Source organism: Desulfonatronum parangueonense (assembly GCF_054656975.1).
Genome location: NZ_BAAHXH010000003.1, coordinates 2,907,240 through 2,925,488, shown reverse-complemented (window position 1 = coordinate 2,925,488; position 18,249 = coordinate 2,907,240). Strand labels below are relative to the sequence as shown.

The 18,249-nt window shown below is 57.6% G+C and carries 16 protein-coding genes; 13 read left to right on the top strand and 3 right to left on the bottom strand.

All coding sequences use genetic code 11. The annotated features are described in order from the left end of the window. Positions 1–59 precede the first annotated feature (59 nt). The 11 genes from ACYQ15_RS13350 (at position 60) to ACYQ15_RS13300 (ending at position 9,072) form a co-directional block, all read left to right on the top strand. On the top strand, positions 60–875 hold the full coding sequence (locus ACYQ15_RS13350) for a MinD/ParA family protein (RefSeq protein WP_459939586.1): 816 nt from the start codon (positions 60–62) through the stop codon (positions 873–875). Beyond that, the gene (locus tag ACYQ15_RS13345) at positions 829–1,659 is read left to right on the top strand and encodes a FliA/WhiG family RNA polymerase sigma factor (RefSeq protein WP_459937999.1); all 831 of its coding nucleotides are present in this window, start codon (positions 829–831) and stop codon (positions 1,657–1,659) included. Before ACYQ15_RS13350 ends, ACYQ15_RS13345 begins: the two co-directional genes overlap by 47 nt. Then, positions 1,646–2,026 (top strand): chemotaxis response regulator CheY, encoded by a 381-nt coding sequence (locus tag ACYQ15_RS13340; protein WP_092123646.1) that lies wholly within the window; start codon positions 1,646–1,648, stop codon positions 2,024–2,026. Before ACYQ15_RS13345 ends, ACYQ15_RS13340 begins: the two co-directional genes overlap by 14 nt. A gap of 53 nt (positions 2,027–2,079) precedes the next feature. After that, the gene (locus ACYQ15_RS13335; RefSeq protein WP_459937998.1) at positions 2,080–2,760 is read left to right on the top strand and encodes a flagellar basal body-associated FliL family protein; all 681 of its coding nucleotides are present in this window, start codon (positions 2,080–2,082) and stop codon (positions 2,758–2,760) included. Then, positions 2,761–3,081 carry a hypothetical protein gene (locus ACYQ15_RS13330; RefSeq protein WP_459937997.1) on the top strand — a complete coding sequence of 107 codons (321 nt, stop codon included), beginning with the start codon at positions 2,761–2,763 and terminating at the stop codon, positions 3,079–3,081. 487 nt (positions 3,082–3,568) lie between these two features. Beyond that, positions 3,569–3,991 carry a hypothetical protein gene (locus tag ACYQ15_RS13325; RefSeq protein ID WP_459937996.1) on the top strand — a complete coding sequence of 141 codons (423 nt, stop codon included), beginning with the start codon at positions 3,569–3,571 and terminating at the stop codon, positions 3,989–3,991. Continuing rightward, positions 3,988–4,839 carry a hypothetical protein gene (locus ACYQ15_RS13320; protein WP_459937995.1) on the top strand — a complete coding sequence of 284 codons (852 nt, stop codon included), beginning with the start codon at positions 3,988–3,990 and terminating at the stop codon, positions 4,837–4,839. Before ACYQ15_RS13325 ends, ACYQ15_RS13320 begins: the two co-directional genes overlap by 4 nt. Beyond that, positions 4,836–5,876, top strand: coding sequence for a tRNA dihydrouridine synthase (locus ACYQ15_RS13315; protein ID WP_459937994.1), 1,041 nt, complete (start codon positions 4,836–4,838; stop codon positions 5,874–5,876). The genes ACYQ15_RS13320 and ACYQ15_RS13315 overlap by 4 nt, the downstream gene beginning before the upstream one ends. Before the next feature lie 21 nt (positions 5,877–5,897). Continuing rightward, the gene (gene ispH, locus ACYQ15_RS13310) at positions 5,898–6,755 is read left to right on the top strand and encodes a 4-hydroxy-3-methylbut-2-enyl diphosphate reductase (RefSeq protein ID WP_459937993.1); all 858 of its coding nucleotides are present in this window, start codon (positions 5,898–5,900) and stop codon (positions 6,753–6,755) included. Positions 6,756–6,795: 40 nt separating this feature from the next. Beyond that, positions 6,796–7,755, top strand: coding sequence for a chemotaxis protein (locus ACYQ15_RS13305; RefSeq protein WP_459937992.1), 960 nt, complete (start codon positions 6,796–6,798; stop codon positions 7,753–7,755). Positions 7,756–7,770: 15 nt separating this feature from the next. Then, positions 7,771–9,072: a nucleotide sugar dehydrogenase gene (locus tag ACYQ15_RS13300; RefSeq protein ID WP_459937991.1), complete on the top strand. Its 1,302-nt coding sequence runs from the start codon at positions 7,771–7,773 to the stop codon at positions 9,070–9,072. Positions 9,073–9,563: 491 nt separating this feature from the next. On the opposite strand, the gene ACYQ15_RS13295 is transcribed toward ACYQ15_RS13300, so the two are convergent. Together ACYQ15_RS13295 and ACYQ15_RS13290 are read right to left on the bottom strand one after the other, a co-directional pair. Further along, a complete protein-coding gene (locus ACYQ15_RS13295; protein WP_459937990.1) occupies positions 9,564–10,769 on the bottom strand; it encodes a pyridoxal phosphate-dependent aminotransferase in 1,206 nt (401 codons plus the stop codon). Positions 10,770–10,788: 19 nt separating this feature from the next. Then, positions 10,789–12,279 carry a sigma 54-interacting transcriptional regulator gene (locus tag ACYQ15_RS13290; RefSeq protein WP_459937989.1) on the bottom strand — a complete coding sequence of 497 codons (1,491 nt, stop codon included), beginning with the start codon at positions 12,277–12,279 and terminating at the stop codon, positions 10,789–10,791. A 587-nt stretch (positions 12,280–12,866) separates the two neighbouring features. Between ACYQ15_RS13290 and pgl the strand changes: the two genes are divergently transcribed. Both pgl and purD read left to right on the top strand, forming a co-directional pair. Beyond that, a complete protein-coding gene (pgl, locus tag ACYQ15_RS13285) occupies positions 12,867–13,613 on the top strand; it encodes a 6-phosphogluconolactonase (RefSeq protein WP_459937988.1) in 747 nt (248 codons plus the stop codon). Positions 13,614–13,808: 195 nt separating this feature from the next. Further along, positions 13,809–15,086, top strand: coding sequence for a phosphoribosylamine--glycine ligase (gene purD / locus ACYQ15_RS13280; RefSeq protein ID WP_459937987.1), 1,278 nt, complete (start codon positions 13,809–13,811; stop codon positions 15,084–15,086). A 603-nt stretch (positions 15,087–15,689) separates the two neighbouring features. Here purD and fusA read toward each other — a convergent pair. Beyond that, entirely contained in the window at positions 15,690–17,753 is a 2,064-nt protein-coding gene (fusA, locus tag ACYQ15_RS13275; protein WP_459937986.1) for an elongation factor G, read from the bottom strand. Between the last annotated feature and the right edge of the window lie 496 nt (positions 17,754–18,249).

The window sequence follows — 18,249 nt, the reverse complement described above, 5'->3', positions numbered from 1 at the left end:
GCAATATTTCTTTGCACTGATGGCGAATATCACGTAATCGTGAGGAAATCATGACGTACATGAACGAGCAAAATCCACTTGTACTCTCCATAACTTCCGGCAAGGGCGGGGTGGGCAAGACGAACCTTTCGGTGAACCTGGCCTACACGTTGCAAAAAATGGGCAAGAGAGTCCTGTTGATGGATGCGGATCTCGGACTGGCCAATGTGGACATCCTCCTGGGCCTGGCTCCGCAATACAATCTTTTTCATCTCATTTTCGAGGAAAAGAGTCTCAATGATGTCCTGGTGAACACGGAGTATGGTTTCCGGATTCTTCCGGCATCCTCCGGCGTGCCCGAAATGCTCAAGCTCACCACCGGCCAGAAGCTGGAACTGATCGAGGCCCTGGAGCCTCTGGGCATGGAAACGGATATTCTGATCGTGGACACCGGAGCGGGCATCGGCGACAACGTGATGTATTTTAACCTGGCCGTGCAGGAGCGCGTTCTGGTCCTCACGCCGGAACCAACCGCCCTGACCGATGCCTATGCAACGATCAAGGTGCTGCACAACAAGCATGGAGTCCACAGGTTCAAGATTGTCGTGAACCTGGCCGCGAACCCCAAACAGGCCAAGCAAACCTATGAACGGCTGGCGGCCGCCTGCGACAAGTTCCTGGACGGAGTTTCTCTGGACTTGATCGGCTCTTTGCCTCAGGATCCGGTGGCCAGGCAGGCCGTGACTCGGCAGACGCCGTTCTGCAGTCTTTTTCCTTCCTCGGCCGTGGCCCTGGGCGTGCAAAAGGTGGCCGAGAACATCTTGAAATGGCCCCAATCAGCCAAAACCGATGGCAATATCAAATTTTTCTGGAAAAAGCTCCTCTTCAACAACTGATGACTGGCATCGGTTTGAGACGGGTCAGACGGACTGGGCCTCGGCTGGTCCTGTTGCCCGCGGAGCCATTGCGGAGCATTATGCCCCGAAAGTGAAAATCATTGCCCTGCGCTTGAAAGCCAAGCTCCCCCAACACATCGAACTGGGGGAACTGCTCAGCGCCGGCAGTCTCGGGTTGATCGAGGCGCTGGAAAAATTCGATGCCGGGATGGGCATCAAGTTCGATACCTATGCTGAAACCAGAATCAAGGGCGCCATGCTGGACGAATTGCGGCGTCTCGACTGGTTTACCCGCGGATTGCGGCAAAGAGTCCGCGTGCTTGAGGAAAGCGTACGCAAAATCGAGCAGCTTTCCGGGAGAACTCCAAGCATGGATGAATTGCAGGAATTGACAGGTTTTTCCAGCAAGGAGATCCAGGAGGGACTCGAGGCCCTTCAGAACCAGATCTGCATCAGCCTGGACGGCCTGGAAGAAAGTCTGCTGCGTTCCCAGAGCACCACGAAGAACGATCCCTTCGCTCACGCCTTGCACAAGGAAATGATTGACAAGCTTGCCCATCTTATTGATGAATTGACGCCAAGAGAGCAAATGGTTCTCTCGCTGTATTATGCCGATGAATTGAATATGCGCGAAACTGCCTTGGTGATGAACATTACCGAGGGCAGGGTCTCGCAACTGCACTCCCAGGCTCTGGCCAAACTGCGCGACAAGTTCGCCCGGCTGCACCAGGCAGGCAATCACACCCACCCGGTAAAAGGAGAAAAATCTGATGGGTTACGATAAAAACATGCGCGTTCTCGTGGTTGATGACTTTTCGACGATGCGCCGGATCATCAAGAACATTTTGCGCCAGCTCGGGTTCACCAACATTGTCGAGGCCGACGACGGCACCACGGCCTGGGAAGTGCTGAACAAGGACCGGATCGACTTCGTCATTTCGGACTGGAACATGCCGAAGATGACCGGCATCGAGTTGCTGCGCAAAGTCAGGGCCAGCGAGGAATATGCCGACGTGCCGTTCTTGATGGTCACCGCGGAAGGCCTTCAGGAGAACATCATCGAGGCCGTTCAGGCGAAGGTGTCCAACTACATCGTCAAGCCCTTCACGCCGGAAACCCTTGGGCAGAAGATCGACAAGATTTTTGGATGATCCGCCGGAATGAACCGGCAAACGCGGCATGACCTGAGCGGTGGCCACCGGCTATGAACAAGCCTTCAGATTCATCCCTGCCCATTGAAGTCAACCCGCTGGAACGGGATGAACAGATCCTTGACCATGAGCCGGTTGCCAAAGAGACGACCCAAAAGGTCGCCCTGGATCTGGACGACGCGCCTTTTCTTGATGATCTGCCCGACGAAGCTCCCCCGCCCAAGCCGACTCAGGATAGTAAACGGGACGGAGTTGATTCGGAACCGGAATCGGAACCGCCGGCCAAAACGCCCCGACGACTTCTGCTCATTGCCGGAGTACTTGTCGCCATCCTGCTGGCGGGCCTGATAATCTGGTTCACCCGACCTCCCCCAGCCCCTGAAGTCGTATCCCTGCCCGAGGCGCCTCCAGTTCCCGAACCGAAACCGGTCGTGGAGGAATTCAAGCAACCCATGGACCCCTTCTGGGTGGCGTTCGCCCAGGATGACGGGGTGTTCTTTCTTTCGCTGCGCATAGTTCTGGTCATTGAGGATCCGACCCTCTCCCTGGAAATTCAACGCAAAACCATCATTCTCAGGGACGCGGTCTACTACTTTCTGAACAACCGACCATTGCCGTCCCTGAAGCATGCTGATGCCGCCGAAACCTTGAAATCGGATTTGATGTCGGTGATGAACCAGCACCTGAGTCAACCCTTGAAGAATATCCTCATCGAGGACTACCTGGTGCAGTAATTGACGCAACAGATTCAGCTTCCCGTTTTGCTTTCCCTTCTTCCGAAGGTTGGGAAAATGATCCAGGCCGAGCAGGATCGTCCACCGATGCAGCAGGCCTTGACGGCGCAAATGATGAAGGAGGCCCTGCAACGGGAACGGGACAAAATCGCGGAACTTCGGAAAACACAGGAAAGTCAGCAGATTCGCTCCGAGGACGAGCATGGTTCCGGCCGCGGCCATCGTCATCCTCGCGATCAGCGACGTCGGGGACAATCCGATCAGGAACCCATGGACAGTAATGAACCCTGGTCCGGGCAGATCGTGAATATCAAGGTATGATCCCGGCCCATCAGCCAGGCAACGTCGCAAAAAGTAAAGCAACGACTCGGCACATTCGAGAAAAGATCGGACTGGATACCACTACAGCGACACCACTATTTTCATCGTCTGGTCAGGGTTTATTCACCACGGGGCACTCGGGGACCACGGGGAAAAGAGTTTTGGTTTACCGCAATATGCCCCGTGCACCCCGTGATTCCGGTGGTTTAACAATCAGCGGTGACGATTGGGCATCAAAATGTCGTTGTAGTGATTCCGGCTTTCGCCGGTATCACTGAATGGAAAGAACATGGTACAATACGTCATTCCGGCGAAAGCCGGAATCCAGCGCAGACAAGTAACAACAGAGTATGTGAGAGTCTGGGCTGCATAGGTATAGTGAAATCTGAGCCAGATTTTGTCTGGCGAACTTACAAGTCGCCAAACGCGAGCATGTCCGTGAAACAATCCGTTAAGTTTTTGTAAAGAATCCCGTATTTGACGTTCAATGCATATATCCTACTGGGTCATTCTGGTCGTGAGCCTGCTCGAGGTCGTTCTTCTGGCCGGCGTGATCGTCTTTTTTTTGCGGTTGCGCAAGTCCGAGCAGTTGCTGGCCAAACTGCAGCAAAACCAGCGAGAGTTTCTGGCCCGAATCGATCAAAACGTGGACCTTGAACAGCAGATCCTGGACAACTTCTCAGCTCGGCAGAGGGAACTCCTCCAGCTCGACAGTCGGCTCGCCGAACGGGAAAAGCAGGTCCGCACCCTGCTCCAGCAGGCCGAGGGTCTTTCGCGATCACCCCAATTTCTCAGACAGGTCATCATCTCCGGCCACCGCAAAGGCAACTCGGTTACGGCTCTGGCCCAGTCCACGGGACTGAGCAACGAGGAAGTTGAATTGATCCTGGCGCAAGGGCGGTCGTCATGAGGACCTGGAGCCCTGGGGCTTCTATCGCGTCCGGATCGGCGCGGGCCGAGCGGTTCCGGAGCCGGAATCGTCTCGGGGATCAAATATCGGGAAATTTTCTCGGCTGGGAGGGGCAGGGGCTGGGCTGGGTGGATTTTCAGGGAATTCCCCTTCTGGCCAGCATGGCCTCGCGTCCGGATGTCGGAGTCCGCCTGTACTTCCTGGTCAAGCAACTCTTTCCGGAAATTGTTCTCCAGGAACTCCTGCCCCGCAATCTTCCCGGGGGGTATGCGCTCCTGCAACGGTTCTGGTCGGTACAGATCCGCCTGGAAACACTGCTGGCCGCGCAATGGACTCCTGATCTTTCCGAATCAGGGGACGCCTGTGCCCGAACTGCTCTTTTTCGAAAACAGCGTGAACAGCGACCCGAACTGGAGCTTGAATACAGCAACCTGCAGGAGGTCTTGCGCCTCGTCAACGACGAGTTGCGGTCCCAAGGCAAGGGCCGTTTTATCCCCATGCCCTGGCTGATTGATCGTGTTCATGGGGCCGGGATGTTGCTGGCTTCCGCGGATTCGGCAGTCACGTCTCCCCTGGCCGAATTCGGCTGCATCCATCCCTGTCTGGGCCGAATGGAGATCCATTTCTTTTTGAATTCACACAAAAACGGTTGGATGCTGCTATTAGAGGATGACGCACAGCGGACTGGGGCGAAGAAACGACTCGAGGACTGCTTCCCCGCGGCGGCAATGCAAAAAATGCCTTTTCTCGGCATCAAGCCCCTGCCCGAGGATGGACGTTCCGGCATCCTGGACCGCGTTCTTCTGACTTCCGACCCCGGACGCTTCCGGCTGCATTTGCGAGTATGAGCATCCCGTCGCTTCCCATCACCCCGGAGAGCCCATGGCTGGCGCCTCTGGCCGGTTTCTCGGATCTGCCCTTCCGCCTGCTTTGCAGGGAGCAGGGATGCCGCGTCGCCTGCACCGAAATGGTCAGCGCCAAGGGATTGATCTTCGGGAATGTCGGCACTGAGCGCATCCTGGCCACCAGCGAAGCGGATGCTCCCCTGGTTGTTCAGCTTTATGGGCCGGACCCCAAAACGCTGGAGCAGGCCATGGATCTGCTTCTGGAACGGGATGTCTCGTATTTTGATTTCAACTGCGGCTGTTCCGTACCCAAGGTGACCAAAACCGGTTGCGGCGCGGATCTCTTGCGCACACCGCAAACCCTTCAGGAAATTGTCCGGACCATGGTTTGCCGGGCCGGGCCGGGCCGGGTAGGGGTGAAACTGCGCCTGGGTTGGCGGCCTGGCGAGGAAGTTTTCCTGGAATTGGGGCGCAGATTGGAGGACATTGGGGTCGCCTGGCTGACCCTGCACCCCCGGTGGGCCACACAAGGATTTTCCGGTCAGGCCGATTGGGACAGCCTGGCTCGATTGCGGGCTCATGTTTCCATCCCGGTTATTGCCAGCGGGGATCTCTTCACAGCGGAAGATGCCAGGCGCTGTCTGGAGCAAACGGGTGTCCATGGGGTGATGTTCGCTCGGGGTGCATTGTGGGATCCGGCCATATTTCGAAAATTCCTGGCACTGAGCCCAGACGGTGAACCTTTTTGTTTTTCCCCGGATTATTCTATCATCGTGGTGCGCCGGCATATGGCTCTGGCTCGAGAATACCTGGACGACAGGCGGGCCCTGCTGGCCATGCGGACCATTGCGCCGCGCTATCTGCGGCATTTTCCGGGAGCCAAGGCATTGCGATCCAGTTTCACCATGGTTGATTCCTGGGAACAACTCGATGACCTGCTTGGATCACTCTGTGACAATGTGGAAACCCGCGATCCGGATTCGCCTGTCCTGACCGAAAACTGGAAAGCTGGAAAGCTGGACCTGACTACTGACTTTTGACTTCCGATAAAGGTGTTGGCGATGAAAATCATACTGGCTGAAACCGCCGGGTTCTGCATGGGCGTGGACATGGCGCTGCGTAAGCTGGATTCCCTGCTCCTCAAGCCTGAATCCTCGGCACCTGTCCATACCCTCGGTCCAATCATCCATAACCCGCAGGTGCTTCAGGCCTATGCCGATCGTGGAGTGCGCAGAGTGGATGATCCCGATGTCCTTGAGCCGGGACAAACCGTGGTCATTCGGGCTCACGGCATTCCCAGGACCATCGAATTCGCGCTCAAGGACCGGGGAGTCCAGCTCGTGGACGCAACCTGCCCCAAAGTGAAGAAAGCCCAACTCCTCATTGCAGCCCAGGCAGCCCAGGGCAAGATCATGGTTCTCCTGGGCGAGGGGGACCATCCCGAGGTCCGGGGGCTTTTAAGCTATGCCGATCACGGCGCCTATGTGGTGGAATCGGACAAGGACGTGGAAACCCTGCTCGAGGAAAACATCGGACCCTGCTTCCTGGCGGCTCAGACCACCCAGGATCGGCAGCGCTATGCCTGGTTGGCTGAAACCCTGCGCGGTGAACTGGATCCGGACATCCCGGTTCTGGATACGATCTGCGCCGCGACCCGAAATAGGCAATCCGAAGCCCGGGCCATCGCCGAACAGGTCCAGGCCATGGTTGTGGTCGGCGGACGCGAAAGCGGCAACACCCGCAGGCTGGCTCTGGTAGCCGAACAGGCCGGTATTCCTTGCTACCTCGTGGAAACAGCGGCAGAGCTGAATTTGAAGCAATTTCGAGGAGTTGAGTCAGTCGGGATCACAGCTGGAGCATCCACCCCCGGCGAAGTCATTCTGGCCGTAGTCAACCACCTGAAGGACCTTCCGGCATGATTGCCGCATAACGTTGCTGAGCCTGACAAGAGAGGGATGCATGAGCCGGACGAACATCCTGCTGGAAGTCGGAACCAACGAACTGGAAGTGGTGGAGTTCACCTTGAATGAGCATCTTCCGGGGCAATCTTCCGCCTACCATGGCCATTATGCCGTCAACGTGGCCAAGGTCCTGGAAATCATCCGCATGCCCCGGATCACCGAACTGCCGCAGGTTTCCGATCCTTCGGTCCTGGGCGCATTCAACCTGCGTTCCCATATCATCCCGCTGGTGGACCTGGGAGTCTGGCTGGGCAAGGCCAAAGCCGAGCCTGAGGAGCAAGGCAAGGTCATTGTCGCGGAGTTCAACAGCGTTGTCACCGCCTTCCGGGTTTCGGGGGTGAACCGCATCCACCGGATCAGCTGGGAGGAGGTCGAGTCTCCGGGGCCCTATCTGGCGAGTTTCAGTTCCGATTGCATCACCGGAGTGATCAATCTGGAAGGGCGGATCGTCTTTGTTCTGGACATGGAAAAAATCGTCGCGGATCTGAATCCGGGTATGGCCCTGCGCATGGATGTGGATCTGGAAGAACACCGCGGCAAGGCTCTCAAGGCCCTGGTCGCCGATGATTCCTCCCTGATCCGGAACATGCTCCGGGATCTGCTGGAAAAGGCCGGATTTGCCGTGGAAACAACGTTGCACGGCCTGGAGCTCTGGGAACGACTGCAGACCTTGCGGCACAAGGCCGAGGCCGCGGGTGAAGCGTTAACGGATCATGTGCAGATCGTGATTGCCGATATCGAGATGCCTACCATGGACGGCTTGACTTTGTGTAAAAAAATCAAGGAAGATGCATATCTGGGCCAGTTGCCGGTGATCCTTTTTTCCTCGCTGATCAGCGACAAGCTCCGGCACAAGGGTGAGGCGGCCGGCGCTGACGATCAAATCTCCAAGCCGGAGATTACCCAGTTGACGCGTCGGGCCCGCGCCCTGATTGAAGCCCGTCGCACCAACAAGTAACCAAACTCATGGACCATGCTCACTCAACTTGTTGACAAATTGAACTCCCGGGACGCACTCATCGGCATCATCGGGCTTGGCTATGTCGGCTTGCCTCTGGCGTTACGGTATCTTGAGACGGGATATTCCGTGCTGGGGCTGGACGTTGACCAGCGCAAGGCCGACATGCTGATGGCGGGGCAAAGCTACATCAAGCATATCCCGGCCGCTCCCATCCAGCAAAGCGTGCAGTCCGGAAAGCTGCTGGCCAGTACGGATTTTTCCCGGGCCAACGAGGCAGACGCCCTGATCCTGTGCGTGCCCACCCCCCTGGACAGCCACCGTGAGCCGGACCTGAGCTACGTGATCTCTTCCCTGGAGGCCATCCTGCCCTATCTCCGGCCAGGCCAGGTCGTGTCCCTGGAATCCACCACCTATCCCGGAACCACCGAGGAAGAGTTGCGTCCGCGCATCGAACGCGGCGAACTGGTCGTCGGCCGGGACGTTTTTCTGGTCTATTCTCCGGAACGAGAGGATCCCGGCAACCCCGACTTCCATACCCGCACCATTCCCAAGGTTTGCGGGGGCAGCACGCCGGCTTGCATGGATGCCGGCATGGCTTTGTACGGACAGGTCATCGACCAGGTCATCCCGGTTTCGTCCACGCATGCCGCCGAAGCCGTGAAACTGATGGAAAACATTTTCCGCAGCGTGAACATCGCCCTGGTCAATGAGCTGAAGGTGGCCTTCATGAAAATGAACATCGACATTTTCGAAGTCATCCGGGCCGCCTCCACCAAGCCCTTCGGCTTCATGCCTTTCTATCCAGGTCCTGGGCTGGGCGGTCACTGCATCCCCATCGACCCTTTCTATCTGACCTGGAAGGCCCGCGAATTCGATGTGGCCACGCGCTTCATCGAACTTGCCGGCGAAATCAACACGTCCATGCCTTACTTCGTGGTTCAGCGAGCAGCGGAAGTGCTCAACGATCATGAGAAGCCGCTCAAGAACTCCAGGATTCTGCTTCTCGGTCTGGCCTACAAGGCGGGAGTGGACGACGACCGTGAATCTCCTTCGTATCGGATAATGGCCTTGCTGGAACAAAAAGGCGCCGTCGTCTTCTACAACGATCCCTATGTTCCAAAAATCAGACCGAGCCGCGAATATTCCCACTATGCCGGCCGTACCTCCGCCGCCATTCACGACGCATACGACCTGATCATCCTCTGCACGGCCCATGACCAATACCGGGACATCGACCCGACTTCCCTGGACGCGCCCGTGCTGGACACCCGAGGCTTTTTTCCGGACATCCCCGGCAAAATCCATCGCGCATAAGAAACGTCACGCCCCCCTAAAACGCGAACAGGCCCGATCTTTCGGGCCTGTTCGCGTTGCGCGGTTGAAATATGCGCTTTCGTGACTATTCAGCTCATCAGAATAAAAAACAGACTGGCTCCCCGCCTCCGCAGACATGACCGACTCGGCGAACGGCATAAAAAAAGTATTCCCGCGAAGACGGGGAGCCAAGTCATGCTTGCCCCAAAACCATTTGTGTCTCACAAGCGAATAATGAAGCGGTAACTGCTCAAAAACTTGTGGCAATCAACAGGACAAATCCTGGGAGCGCCGCACCCCGGTGCGGCAACGGTTTACCGCACAAAGGGCAAAGTTCCGGCTGGAATATGGTCCCCGTGGCTTGGACACAAATCTCCGCGTCGATGGGATCGTAGCACAGAAAAACCTCGGCGCCGGATCTTTTTTAAGAAGAAGCAGTTACGTGAAGCGCGGTCAAAAAAATATTTCCTTCTTCCGCCCTTTGTCCTCTGCTACCGAAACTTGGCCGCTGCTTTCTTGAATCCAGCGCCGGAACGGCGGATGACGGTTTCGTCCACGCAAAAAGCCAGCCGGAAGTAGCCGGGGGCGCCGAATCCTCTGCCGGGGACCGCCAGGATCAGTTCCTCCTGCAGGGCTTGAACAAAGGCGACGTCGTCCCCGCCGGGAGCTTTCGGGAAAAAATAGAATGCACCCTGGGGCTTGAAGAAGGAGATCCCCGCGTCTTCCAGAACCTCGGCCATGGCCGAGCGCCTCCGCGCATACTCCTGTACATCCACCTTCGCGCCCAAGGCGTGCTGCATCAGACGCTGCCCGACAGCCGGCGCATTCACAAAGCCCAGGATGCGATTGGTCAGGACCATGCCGGCCAGCAGCTCATCCTTCCCCGGCATGGCCGGGTTGACCAGGGCGAAGCCGATCCGTTCCCCGGCCAGGGCCAGGCTCTTGGAAAAAGAGCTGACCACAACGGTGTAGGGGTAGATTGGCAGCAGCGAGGGCGTATGATGGTCGTCAAAGGTTAAAAAGCGGTAGGGTTCGTCCGAGAGCAGGTAGATGGTCCGACCGAACTCACGGCTTTTGGTCGTCAGGAGGTCGGAAAGAGCCTGAAGTTCGTCCCTGGAATAAATCCTGCCTGACGGGTTGTTTGGGGAATTGATCAGCAGCACCCGAGATTTGGGATTTATCGCATCGGCCATTGCCTTCAGGTCAAGGCCGAAGTCGTCGGGATTCGTGGAAACGGGATGCAATACCCCGCCGTGATTCTCGGCATAGAAGCCGTACTCCACGAAGTACGGCAACGGACAAAGCACTTCATCGCCGGGCTCCAGCACGGCCCGGAAAAAGCTGTTCAAGGCGCCGGCCGCGCCGCAGGTCAGGATCACGTCGTTTGCCGATACGGGCGTTCCCTGCTCGTCGGAAAGATATCCGGCCAGGGCTGTCCGGGCTTCCGGATATCCCGCGTTGGGCATGTAGCCGAAACGCTGATCCCGCCGGGCAAGTTCCTCCAGAGCGGTGTAAACGGCATCCGGCGGTGAAAGGTCCGGATTTCCCAGGCTGAAGTCGCAGACTGCGTCCACGCCGTGGCGGGCCTTGAGTTCGGCGCCGGTTTCAAACATTTTTCGGATCCACGAAGAACGTTGCAGATAGGCCTGAATTTGCGGCGCAAGGGCGCTCGCCGTGTTCATTGCGGTTTCTGACATCGGGCTGCCTCCATGCAGATCAGGGGACTTCCAGTCCCATTTGACGGTATTCGTTCAGTTTGTTGCGTAAGGTGCGCACGGATATTCCCAGAAGCACGGCTGCCTGGGTTCGATTGCCGGCAGTGTGGTCCAGGCTCTTGAAGATCAAATGGCGCTCTACTTCATGCAGGGGCAAAATCGGGCGCTGGTCGTCGGATATGTCCAAAGTTGCCGCTTCTTGCTGCGAGTGGTCGTCGGATGGAATTTCGGCCTCGCCGGGCTGTTCCTCCTCTTCGGAGTGATGGGCAAGACCCTGCTGATCTGCTGGAAACGCTGTCGCCGTCGCCCCCGCGTCCTGCCAGTCGCCGCTCTCGTCCAGGAGAAAGTGCCGGGGCTCGATGGGCGATCCGCCACAGAGCAAGGTCGCCCGCTCCATGAGATTCTGCAACTCCCGCACATTGCCCGGCCAATCATGGCTCTTGAGCCATTGTCTTGCCTCCGGGCTGACAACGATGGCGCCCAGGGAATACATCCGTGCGAATCGGGACACGAAGAAGTCCGTCAGCAGCTGGATATCGTCGCCGCGCTCGCGCAGGGGCGGAAGACGCAGCGGAATGACGTTCAGGCGGTAGTACAGATCCTGTCGGAATTCCTTGGCCTGCACCGAGGCGGCCAGGTCGCGGTTGGTGGTGGCCAGAACCCGCACGTCAACCGGAATGATCTCGCTGCCCCCGACCCGGTCGATCTCTCCCTCCTGGAGCACGCGCAGCAGCTTAGCCTGCAGCCCCAGATCCATTTCGGATATTTCATCCAGGAGCAGAGTGCCTCCATGGGCAAGCTCAAATTTCCCGAGTTTGCGGGTGATCGCTCCGGTGAAAGCCCCTTTTTCATGGCCGAAAAGTTCGCTTTCCAGAAGATGTTCGGGCAGGGCCGCGCAGTTCACGGCAATGAACGGATGCGCGGAACGGTCGCTGGAATTGTGCAGAAATCTGGCAAACAACTCCTTGCCTGTTCCGGAATCGCCCGAAATAAGAATGGTGGCCTTGGAACGGGCCACCTGACCGGCCAGGGCCAAGGCGCGTTGCATGGTGGGATGACGGCCGATGATGGCTTTTGCCGGTTCTTCTCCGGCATCAGCCACGGGCTGTCTTGGCGGTTCCTTGGGCTGGGGTTCGGCTGTGGCGGTGAGCAGAGCGCGGACCTTGTCCCAAAGCAGCGGTTCGAGCCAGTAGTCACGGGCGCCGAGTTCCATGAACTTCTTGGCGTCTTCAGCCGAACCCTTGTCCGTGAAGATGATCACCGGCGGGGCGGGGGTGTTTGACTGGTGGATGGCGCTCAGCAATTCCTCCGCCTGGAAGCCGATCAGCCGGTCCCGGCAGAAGATCAGGATGGGTTGCTGCCGTTGGATGAACTTCAGCGCCCCAGGGATGGTTTCGGCCATGCCCACGTCCAGACCGGCCCGTTTGATGGGCTGAAACAAGGGAGTGACCACGGATGTGGGGGCAAGGAAGAGTATGCTCGGAACAGGCATGCGTTTATCTAGCTGGAACAGGATTGTTTTTCAATCATTTCTCGTTGATGATGTTTCAGGTCAAGTTGCAGAAAGCAAAAGGCAAAAGTCAAGATTCAGAAGTCAGAGGTCAGAGGTCGGTCAGGGAATGAGCGAGGAACTGCGCATCCTCCTTGACTCATCTCGCATCACGCTTTTCGCATTACCGGCGTAACTACTCAGCAAACGAATGCTGTTGTCGGGTTTTGCTCGGAATCGGGGTCGGTATCGGGGTCGGTATCGGGATCAGTATCGAAGCGAAGCCCATGTGGAAGGGCACCCCATTGTTTTCGAGACCGATTCCGACCCCAACCCGGCGATTGCCGGAGAAAGAACGTGTGCTGAATAGTTACTTACTTACCGGCTTGCCACCTTGCTTTGTAACTACTCAGCTCATCCGAGAAAAATAGACTGGATACCGGCCTTCGCCGGTATGACTTAACTTGGAAAGGAAGTGGTATGATGCGTCATTCCGGCGAAAGCCGGAATCCAGCTCTGGCGAGTTACCACAGAGTATGTGCTGAATAGTTACCTTGCTTTTAACATTTGGACACCATCAGGAGGTTACCATGATATCCTCGGCAAATGTACATGATTTTCAAGAACCGGACCAGGCAGTTGCCCATGCGGCAAGATTGGTCGCTTCAGCGCTTTCCTCCATGACCGGACCCAAAATCACCCTGGCTCTCAGTGGGGGAAGCTCCGCGGCGAGGCTTTTCGACAAGCTCGCCGAACAATCCGGAGCGAACATTCCCTGGGAGCGGGTGGTTGTCTGCTGGGTGGACGATCGATTCGTGCCCCAGGATCATCCGGAAAGCAATTACGGCCTTGCCCGAGACCGTCTGCTCACCAAACTCCCCATCCGGCCTGACCATGTCTATCCCATGCCCACCACCAGCTCTTCTCCGGAACAGGGGGCCCAGGATTACGAGCAGACCCTGCGCCGACTTTTCGACGCACCTCCCGATTTGCCCGAACAGGGTGATGCAAGCAATTGGTTTCCCCGGTTCGACCTTCTTCTTCTGGGCATGGGGCCGGATGGGCATATTGCATCGCTTTTTCCCGGCAAACCTGCCCTTGAGGAACGCACTCGCTGGGTAATCGGCGTACCGGAACCCGGGATGGAGCCGATGATTCCGCGCATCACCTTGACCTTGCCCGTGTTGGAACATGCCCGGAATGTCATCGCCTTGATCACCGGCGCAAAAAAGCAAGCGGCCTTCCAGGAAGCGCTTACCGATCCCCACAGCACCCTCCCCGTGGCCCGGTTTGCGCCGCAAGGCAGGATTGCCTGGGCGACCTGTTTTCAGGATTGACAATCGGGGCCTCTATGGTCCCGAACAGCAAGAGTATGCGGCTTTGGGCACCTTGACAGGCAAGGGGCATGCACATAACCATACGCCGAAACAAAGCCTGATTCCTCGCAATACAATCATCTATTGGACCTATTGCTCGGTGACGCGGCGTCGATCACCAACATGAACTTCATAAAACATCAACTGGAGTGCTCCATGCGCATTCTTCTTGTCGGCTCCGGCGGGCGTGAACATGCTTTGGCCTGGAAACTGAAGCAGAGCCCGCTGGTCGAAACCCTGTTCATCGCCCCGGGCAACCCCGGCACGGCCCAGGAAGGCCAAAACCTAGCCATCACCGACGACGACATTCCCGCCCTTGTCCGGGCCGCCAAGGAACATGCCGTGGATATGGTGGTTCCAGGGCCGGAACTGCCGCTGGTGCTGGGACTCAAGGACGCGCTGACCAACGAAGGCATTGCCTGCTTCGGACCCAACGCCTTCTGTGCACGGCTGGAAGGCAGCAAGGTTTTCGCCAAGAACATGATGCGCCGCGCCGGCATCCCCACGGCGAATTTTCGCGTCTTCGAGGAAGCCTATGACGCAAGAGAGTACGCCAAATCCCATCCTCTGCCCATGGTCGTCAAGGCCGATGGGCTGGCCGCCGGCAAAGGCGTGATCATCGCCAAAACCCTTGACGAGGCCCTGGAAGCCATTGACAGGATCATGGTTGAGCGCGTCTTTGACGCCGCAGGCGAACGGATCATCATCGAGGAGGCTTTGATCGGCGAGGAAGCGTCGCTGCTGGCCTTCTGCGACGGCAAGACCGTCGTACCTTTGCCTTCGGCCCAGGATCATAAACCGGTAGGTGAAAACGACACCGGTCCGAACACCGGCGGCATGGGCGCGTACACTCCGGCGCCGATCCTTCCGGAACAGAAGCTGGCAGATCTTACGGAACTGACCATTACGCCGCTGATCCGCCTGCTGGCCGAAAAGGGACATCCTTTTCAGGGAGTGATCTACGCCGGCCTGATGTTCACGGCCGACGGTCCCTTCGTGTTGGAGTACAATGTCCGGTTCGGGGATCCGGAATGCCAGCCGCTGATGGTCCGCCTGGAGTCGGATCTGGCTGAAATCATGTCCGCCTGCTGCCGAAGCGAACTGCACCGGACTCCGGTGCAGTGGTCGCCAAAAATCGGCCTCTGCGTGGTACTTTCCGCGCCCGGCTATCCCGGCTCCTACTCCAAGGGAATGCCCATCACCGGCCTGGAGCAGGCTGACGAGGTTCCCGGCGTGAAGGTGTTCCAGGCAGGTACGTCGCAAAAGGATGGCCGTCTGGTCACCTCAGGCGGCCGTGTTCTGGGAGTGACCGCTGTGGCCCCCGATCTGCGCTCCGCCCGAGATGCCGCCTACCAGGCCGCGGACCAAGTTCACTTTGACGGCAAATACCTGCGCCGGGATATCGCCGCCAAGGGCATGGCCCGGGACGAATAGTTTTATAAAGAACCACAAGCAACTACTCAGCTCATCCGCCTAAAAGCTGACTGTCGATCGTTCTCACGCTCCAGCGTGGGAATGCAGCTCCCAACGCTCCAGCGTCGCGATTTCAGGTGAAACGCAGCACTTTGACAAATATTTTCACGCTGAGGCGCAAGGAATAGAAGGAGTTTGAGCGACTGCGCCGGTAATGTCTTTGCGCTTTGGCTTTGCAGGACAATAAATTGAATACAGGGCGCTGGAACGCCCATGGCTGCATTCCCACGCTGGAGCGTGGGAACGATCGTTTAACGGAATGTACTGGATAGTTACAAAATTTGTAACTATTCAGTACATGGTGTGCGATCTGCCTCCGATATCGGTGTCGGGGTCGGAATCGGTTTCGAAATATTGAGAAGACCTATGCATGGCTCCGCCTGCGATTTCGATACCGATACCGACGCTGACTGCGATGCCAAAGTCCGCAAGGCAGTAGCATGCTGAACAGTTACCGAAATTTTACAATAAAAAAGGGCGGCCTTCGGCCGCCCTTTTTTATTGTACATGACTCAGCCCGAACAGCCGGCTGAGGTCGGGCATGGTTAAACATGCCGTAACCAGCTAGTCTTCCTGAGCCTTGGCCTCGGCCACCACCTTCTCCGCCACCGGCGGCGGGCACTCCTCGTAATGATCGAACTCCATCACGAATGTTCCCTGACCGCCGGTCATGGAGCGCAGCGTCGGCGCGTATTCCAGGACCTCGGACATGGGCAGGTGGGCCCGGATCTCGGTGACGCCGGCGTGGGAATCCGTGCCCAGCACCTTACCCCGGCGACTGGAAAGATCGCCGATGATGTCGCCCATGAATTCGTCCGGCGTATAAACGGTCATCAGGACAATGGGCTCCAGAAGCACGATTTTGGAATCCTCGGCGGCTTTCTTGAAGGCCATGGAGCCGGCGACCTTGAAGGCCATTTCCGAAGAGTCCACAGTGTGAAATGAGCCGTCGAACAGGGTGACCTTGAAGTCCACCAGCGGATAACCGGCCAGCACGCCGCGCTGGGATGACTCCTGGATGCCCTTGTCCACCGCGGGAATGTACTGCCGGGGAATGGCCCCGCCCACGATGGCGTCCACGAATTCATAACCCTGTCCCCGGGGCAGCGGCTCCATCCTGATCCAGCAGTCACCGAACTGGCCGCGGCCGCCGGTCTGTTTCTTGTAGCGCCCTTGAACCTCGGCCCGACCCTTGATCGTCTCCCGGTATGGAACCTTGGGCGGCTTGAGCACAACGTTCACCTTGTAACGGCGGCGGACCTTTTCCACGGCGGTTTCGATGTGCATCTGCCCCATGCCCGACAGGAGCATTTCCCCGGTTTCCTCGCCTCGGCTCAGGTTGAGGGTCACGTCCTCGTCCAACAGTTTCTGCACCGCGGCGTAGACCTTGTCCTCCTCGCCCTTTTCCGCAGCACCCAGGGCATAGGTGATCATGCTCGTGGGCAGCTTCGGCGCTTCCAGTTGGAAAGGTTTCTTTTCATCGCACAGGGTGTCCGCGGTGGCCGTGTTCTTGAGCTTGGCCACGGCAATGATCGCTCCCGGGCCCAAGGTATCCTTGCATGGTACTGTGGCTTTGCCCTGGGGCAGCAGAAGCTGACCCAGCCGCTCTTTGCCGTCCTTGGCGGGATTGAGCAGAGTCATGTCCGGGGAAACCGTTCCGGAAAGCACCCGCAATATGCTCAACTGTCCGGTGAACGGATCGGCGATGGTCTTGAAGACAAAACAGGCCGTCGGTGCGTCATGGCTGGAAGGCCGCTCGTTGCCTTCGCTGTCCAGCCATGGGGCGGTCCGGTCCAAAGGCGAGGGCAGCAGATCCTGGACTGCATCCAGGAGGAGTCCTCCGCCCCGATTGACCAGAGCAGCGCAAACCGTCACCGGCACAAGTTCGCCGCTTAATACGCCCTTGCGCAGAGCCGGGAGCATTTCTTCCAGGGACAAGGCGCCTTCCTCGAGATATTTCTCCATGAGGTCCTCGTCGCTTTCGGCGATGTTTTCCATCATGGTTTCCCGAAGGCTTTCCGCCTGATCCGCGGCCTCCGCGGGGATTTCACCGGGCTTGAGGTTGCCGGCATCGTCAAAAAACAGGGCCTTTCCGGCCAGAATGTCCACGACTCCGCGAAAATCGGATTCCGTTCCCAGGGGCAGGTGCAGCAGGACCGGCTTGATGCCGAGAATTTCCTGGAGACCGTCAAAGGCCATCTCAAAGTTGGCCCGATCCCGGTCCATCTTGTTGATGATCACCATTGCCGGAAGGTTAGCCTTTTTGACCTCCGACCAGAACCGTTTGGTCAGAGGCTTGACACCGTCCACGGCATCGATCACGAAGACCGCGCTGTCCGCGGCAGTCAGCAGGTAGGGCAGATCCCCGCAAAAATTGTTGTCTCCCGGCGTATCGATCAGGAAATGCGGATTCTTTTTCCATTGAAAGTGGCCGAAAGCCGGCTGGATGCTGCCCCGGCGCTTGATCTCCTCGGGCTCGTAGTCCAGGCTGGCGGTGCCTTCGTCAATCTTGCCCTGCCTGTTGACCACTCCGGTGTTGAAGAGCAACATCTCGGCCACGGAAGTCTTGCCGCAGCCTCCGTGCCCGACCAGGGCATATGTGCGTTGGGTGCTGAGTCTATCCTGCATTCGGCCTCCTTCAGGATTCGGTTGGTAAAGGTTGGAGAATCAGGGACCAGTCGTCCCTCACCTTCCAGAAGTGAAAAGTAATTTCCTTGTAACTACTCAGCAAACGCCTGATGTTGCCGAGCTTGGCATCGGAATCGGATTCGGTATTGGAAGCGAAGCCATATGGAGTTAACCGTTTCATTTCGAGACCGATTCCGACCCCGATTACAGGAGGAAGAACGTATGCTGAGTAGTCACTCTCCCTTTATCGCGGGTTAAGAGAACCCGGCTCTAGGGAAAATGTTGAAATCTCGGTAACTACTCAGCACTAACTCTGTGGTCACTCGCCAGAGCTGGATTCCGGCTTTCGCCGGAATGACGTATCACACCAGGTCCTTTCCAAGTTAAGTCATACCGGCGAAGGCCGGTATCCAGTCCGATTATTCTCGGATGAGCTGAGTAGTTACAAATCTCGAACCTACCCGGCTGGGCACGGGATTGCGACTGCCGGTCTTTT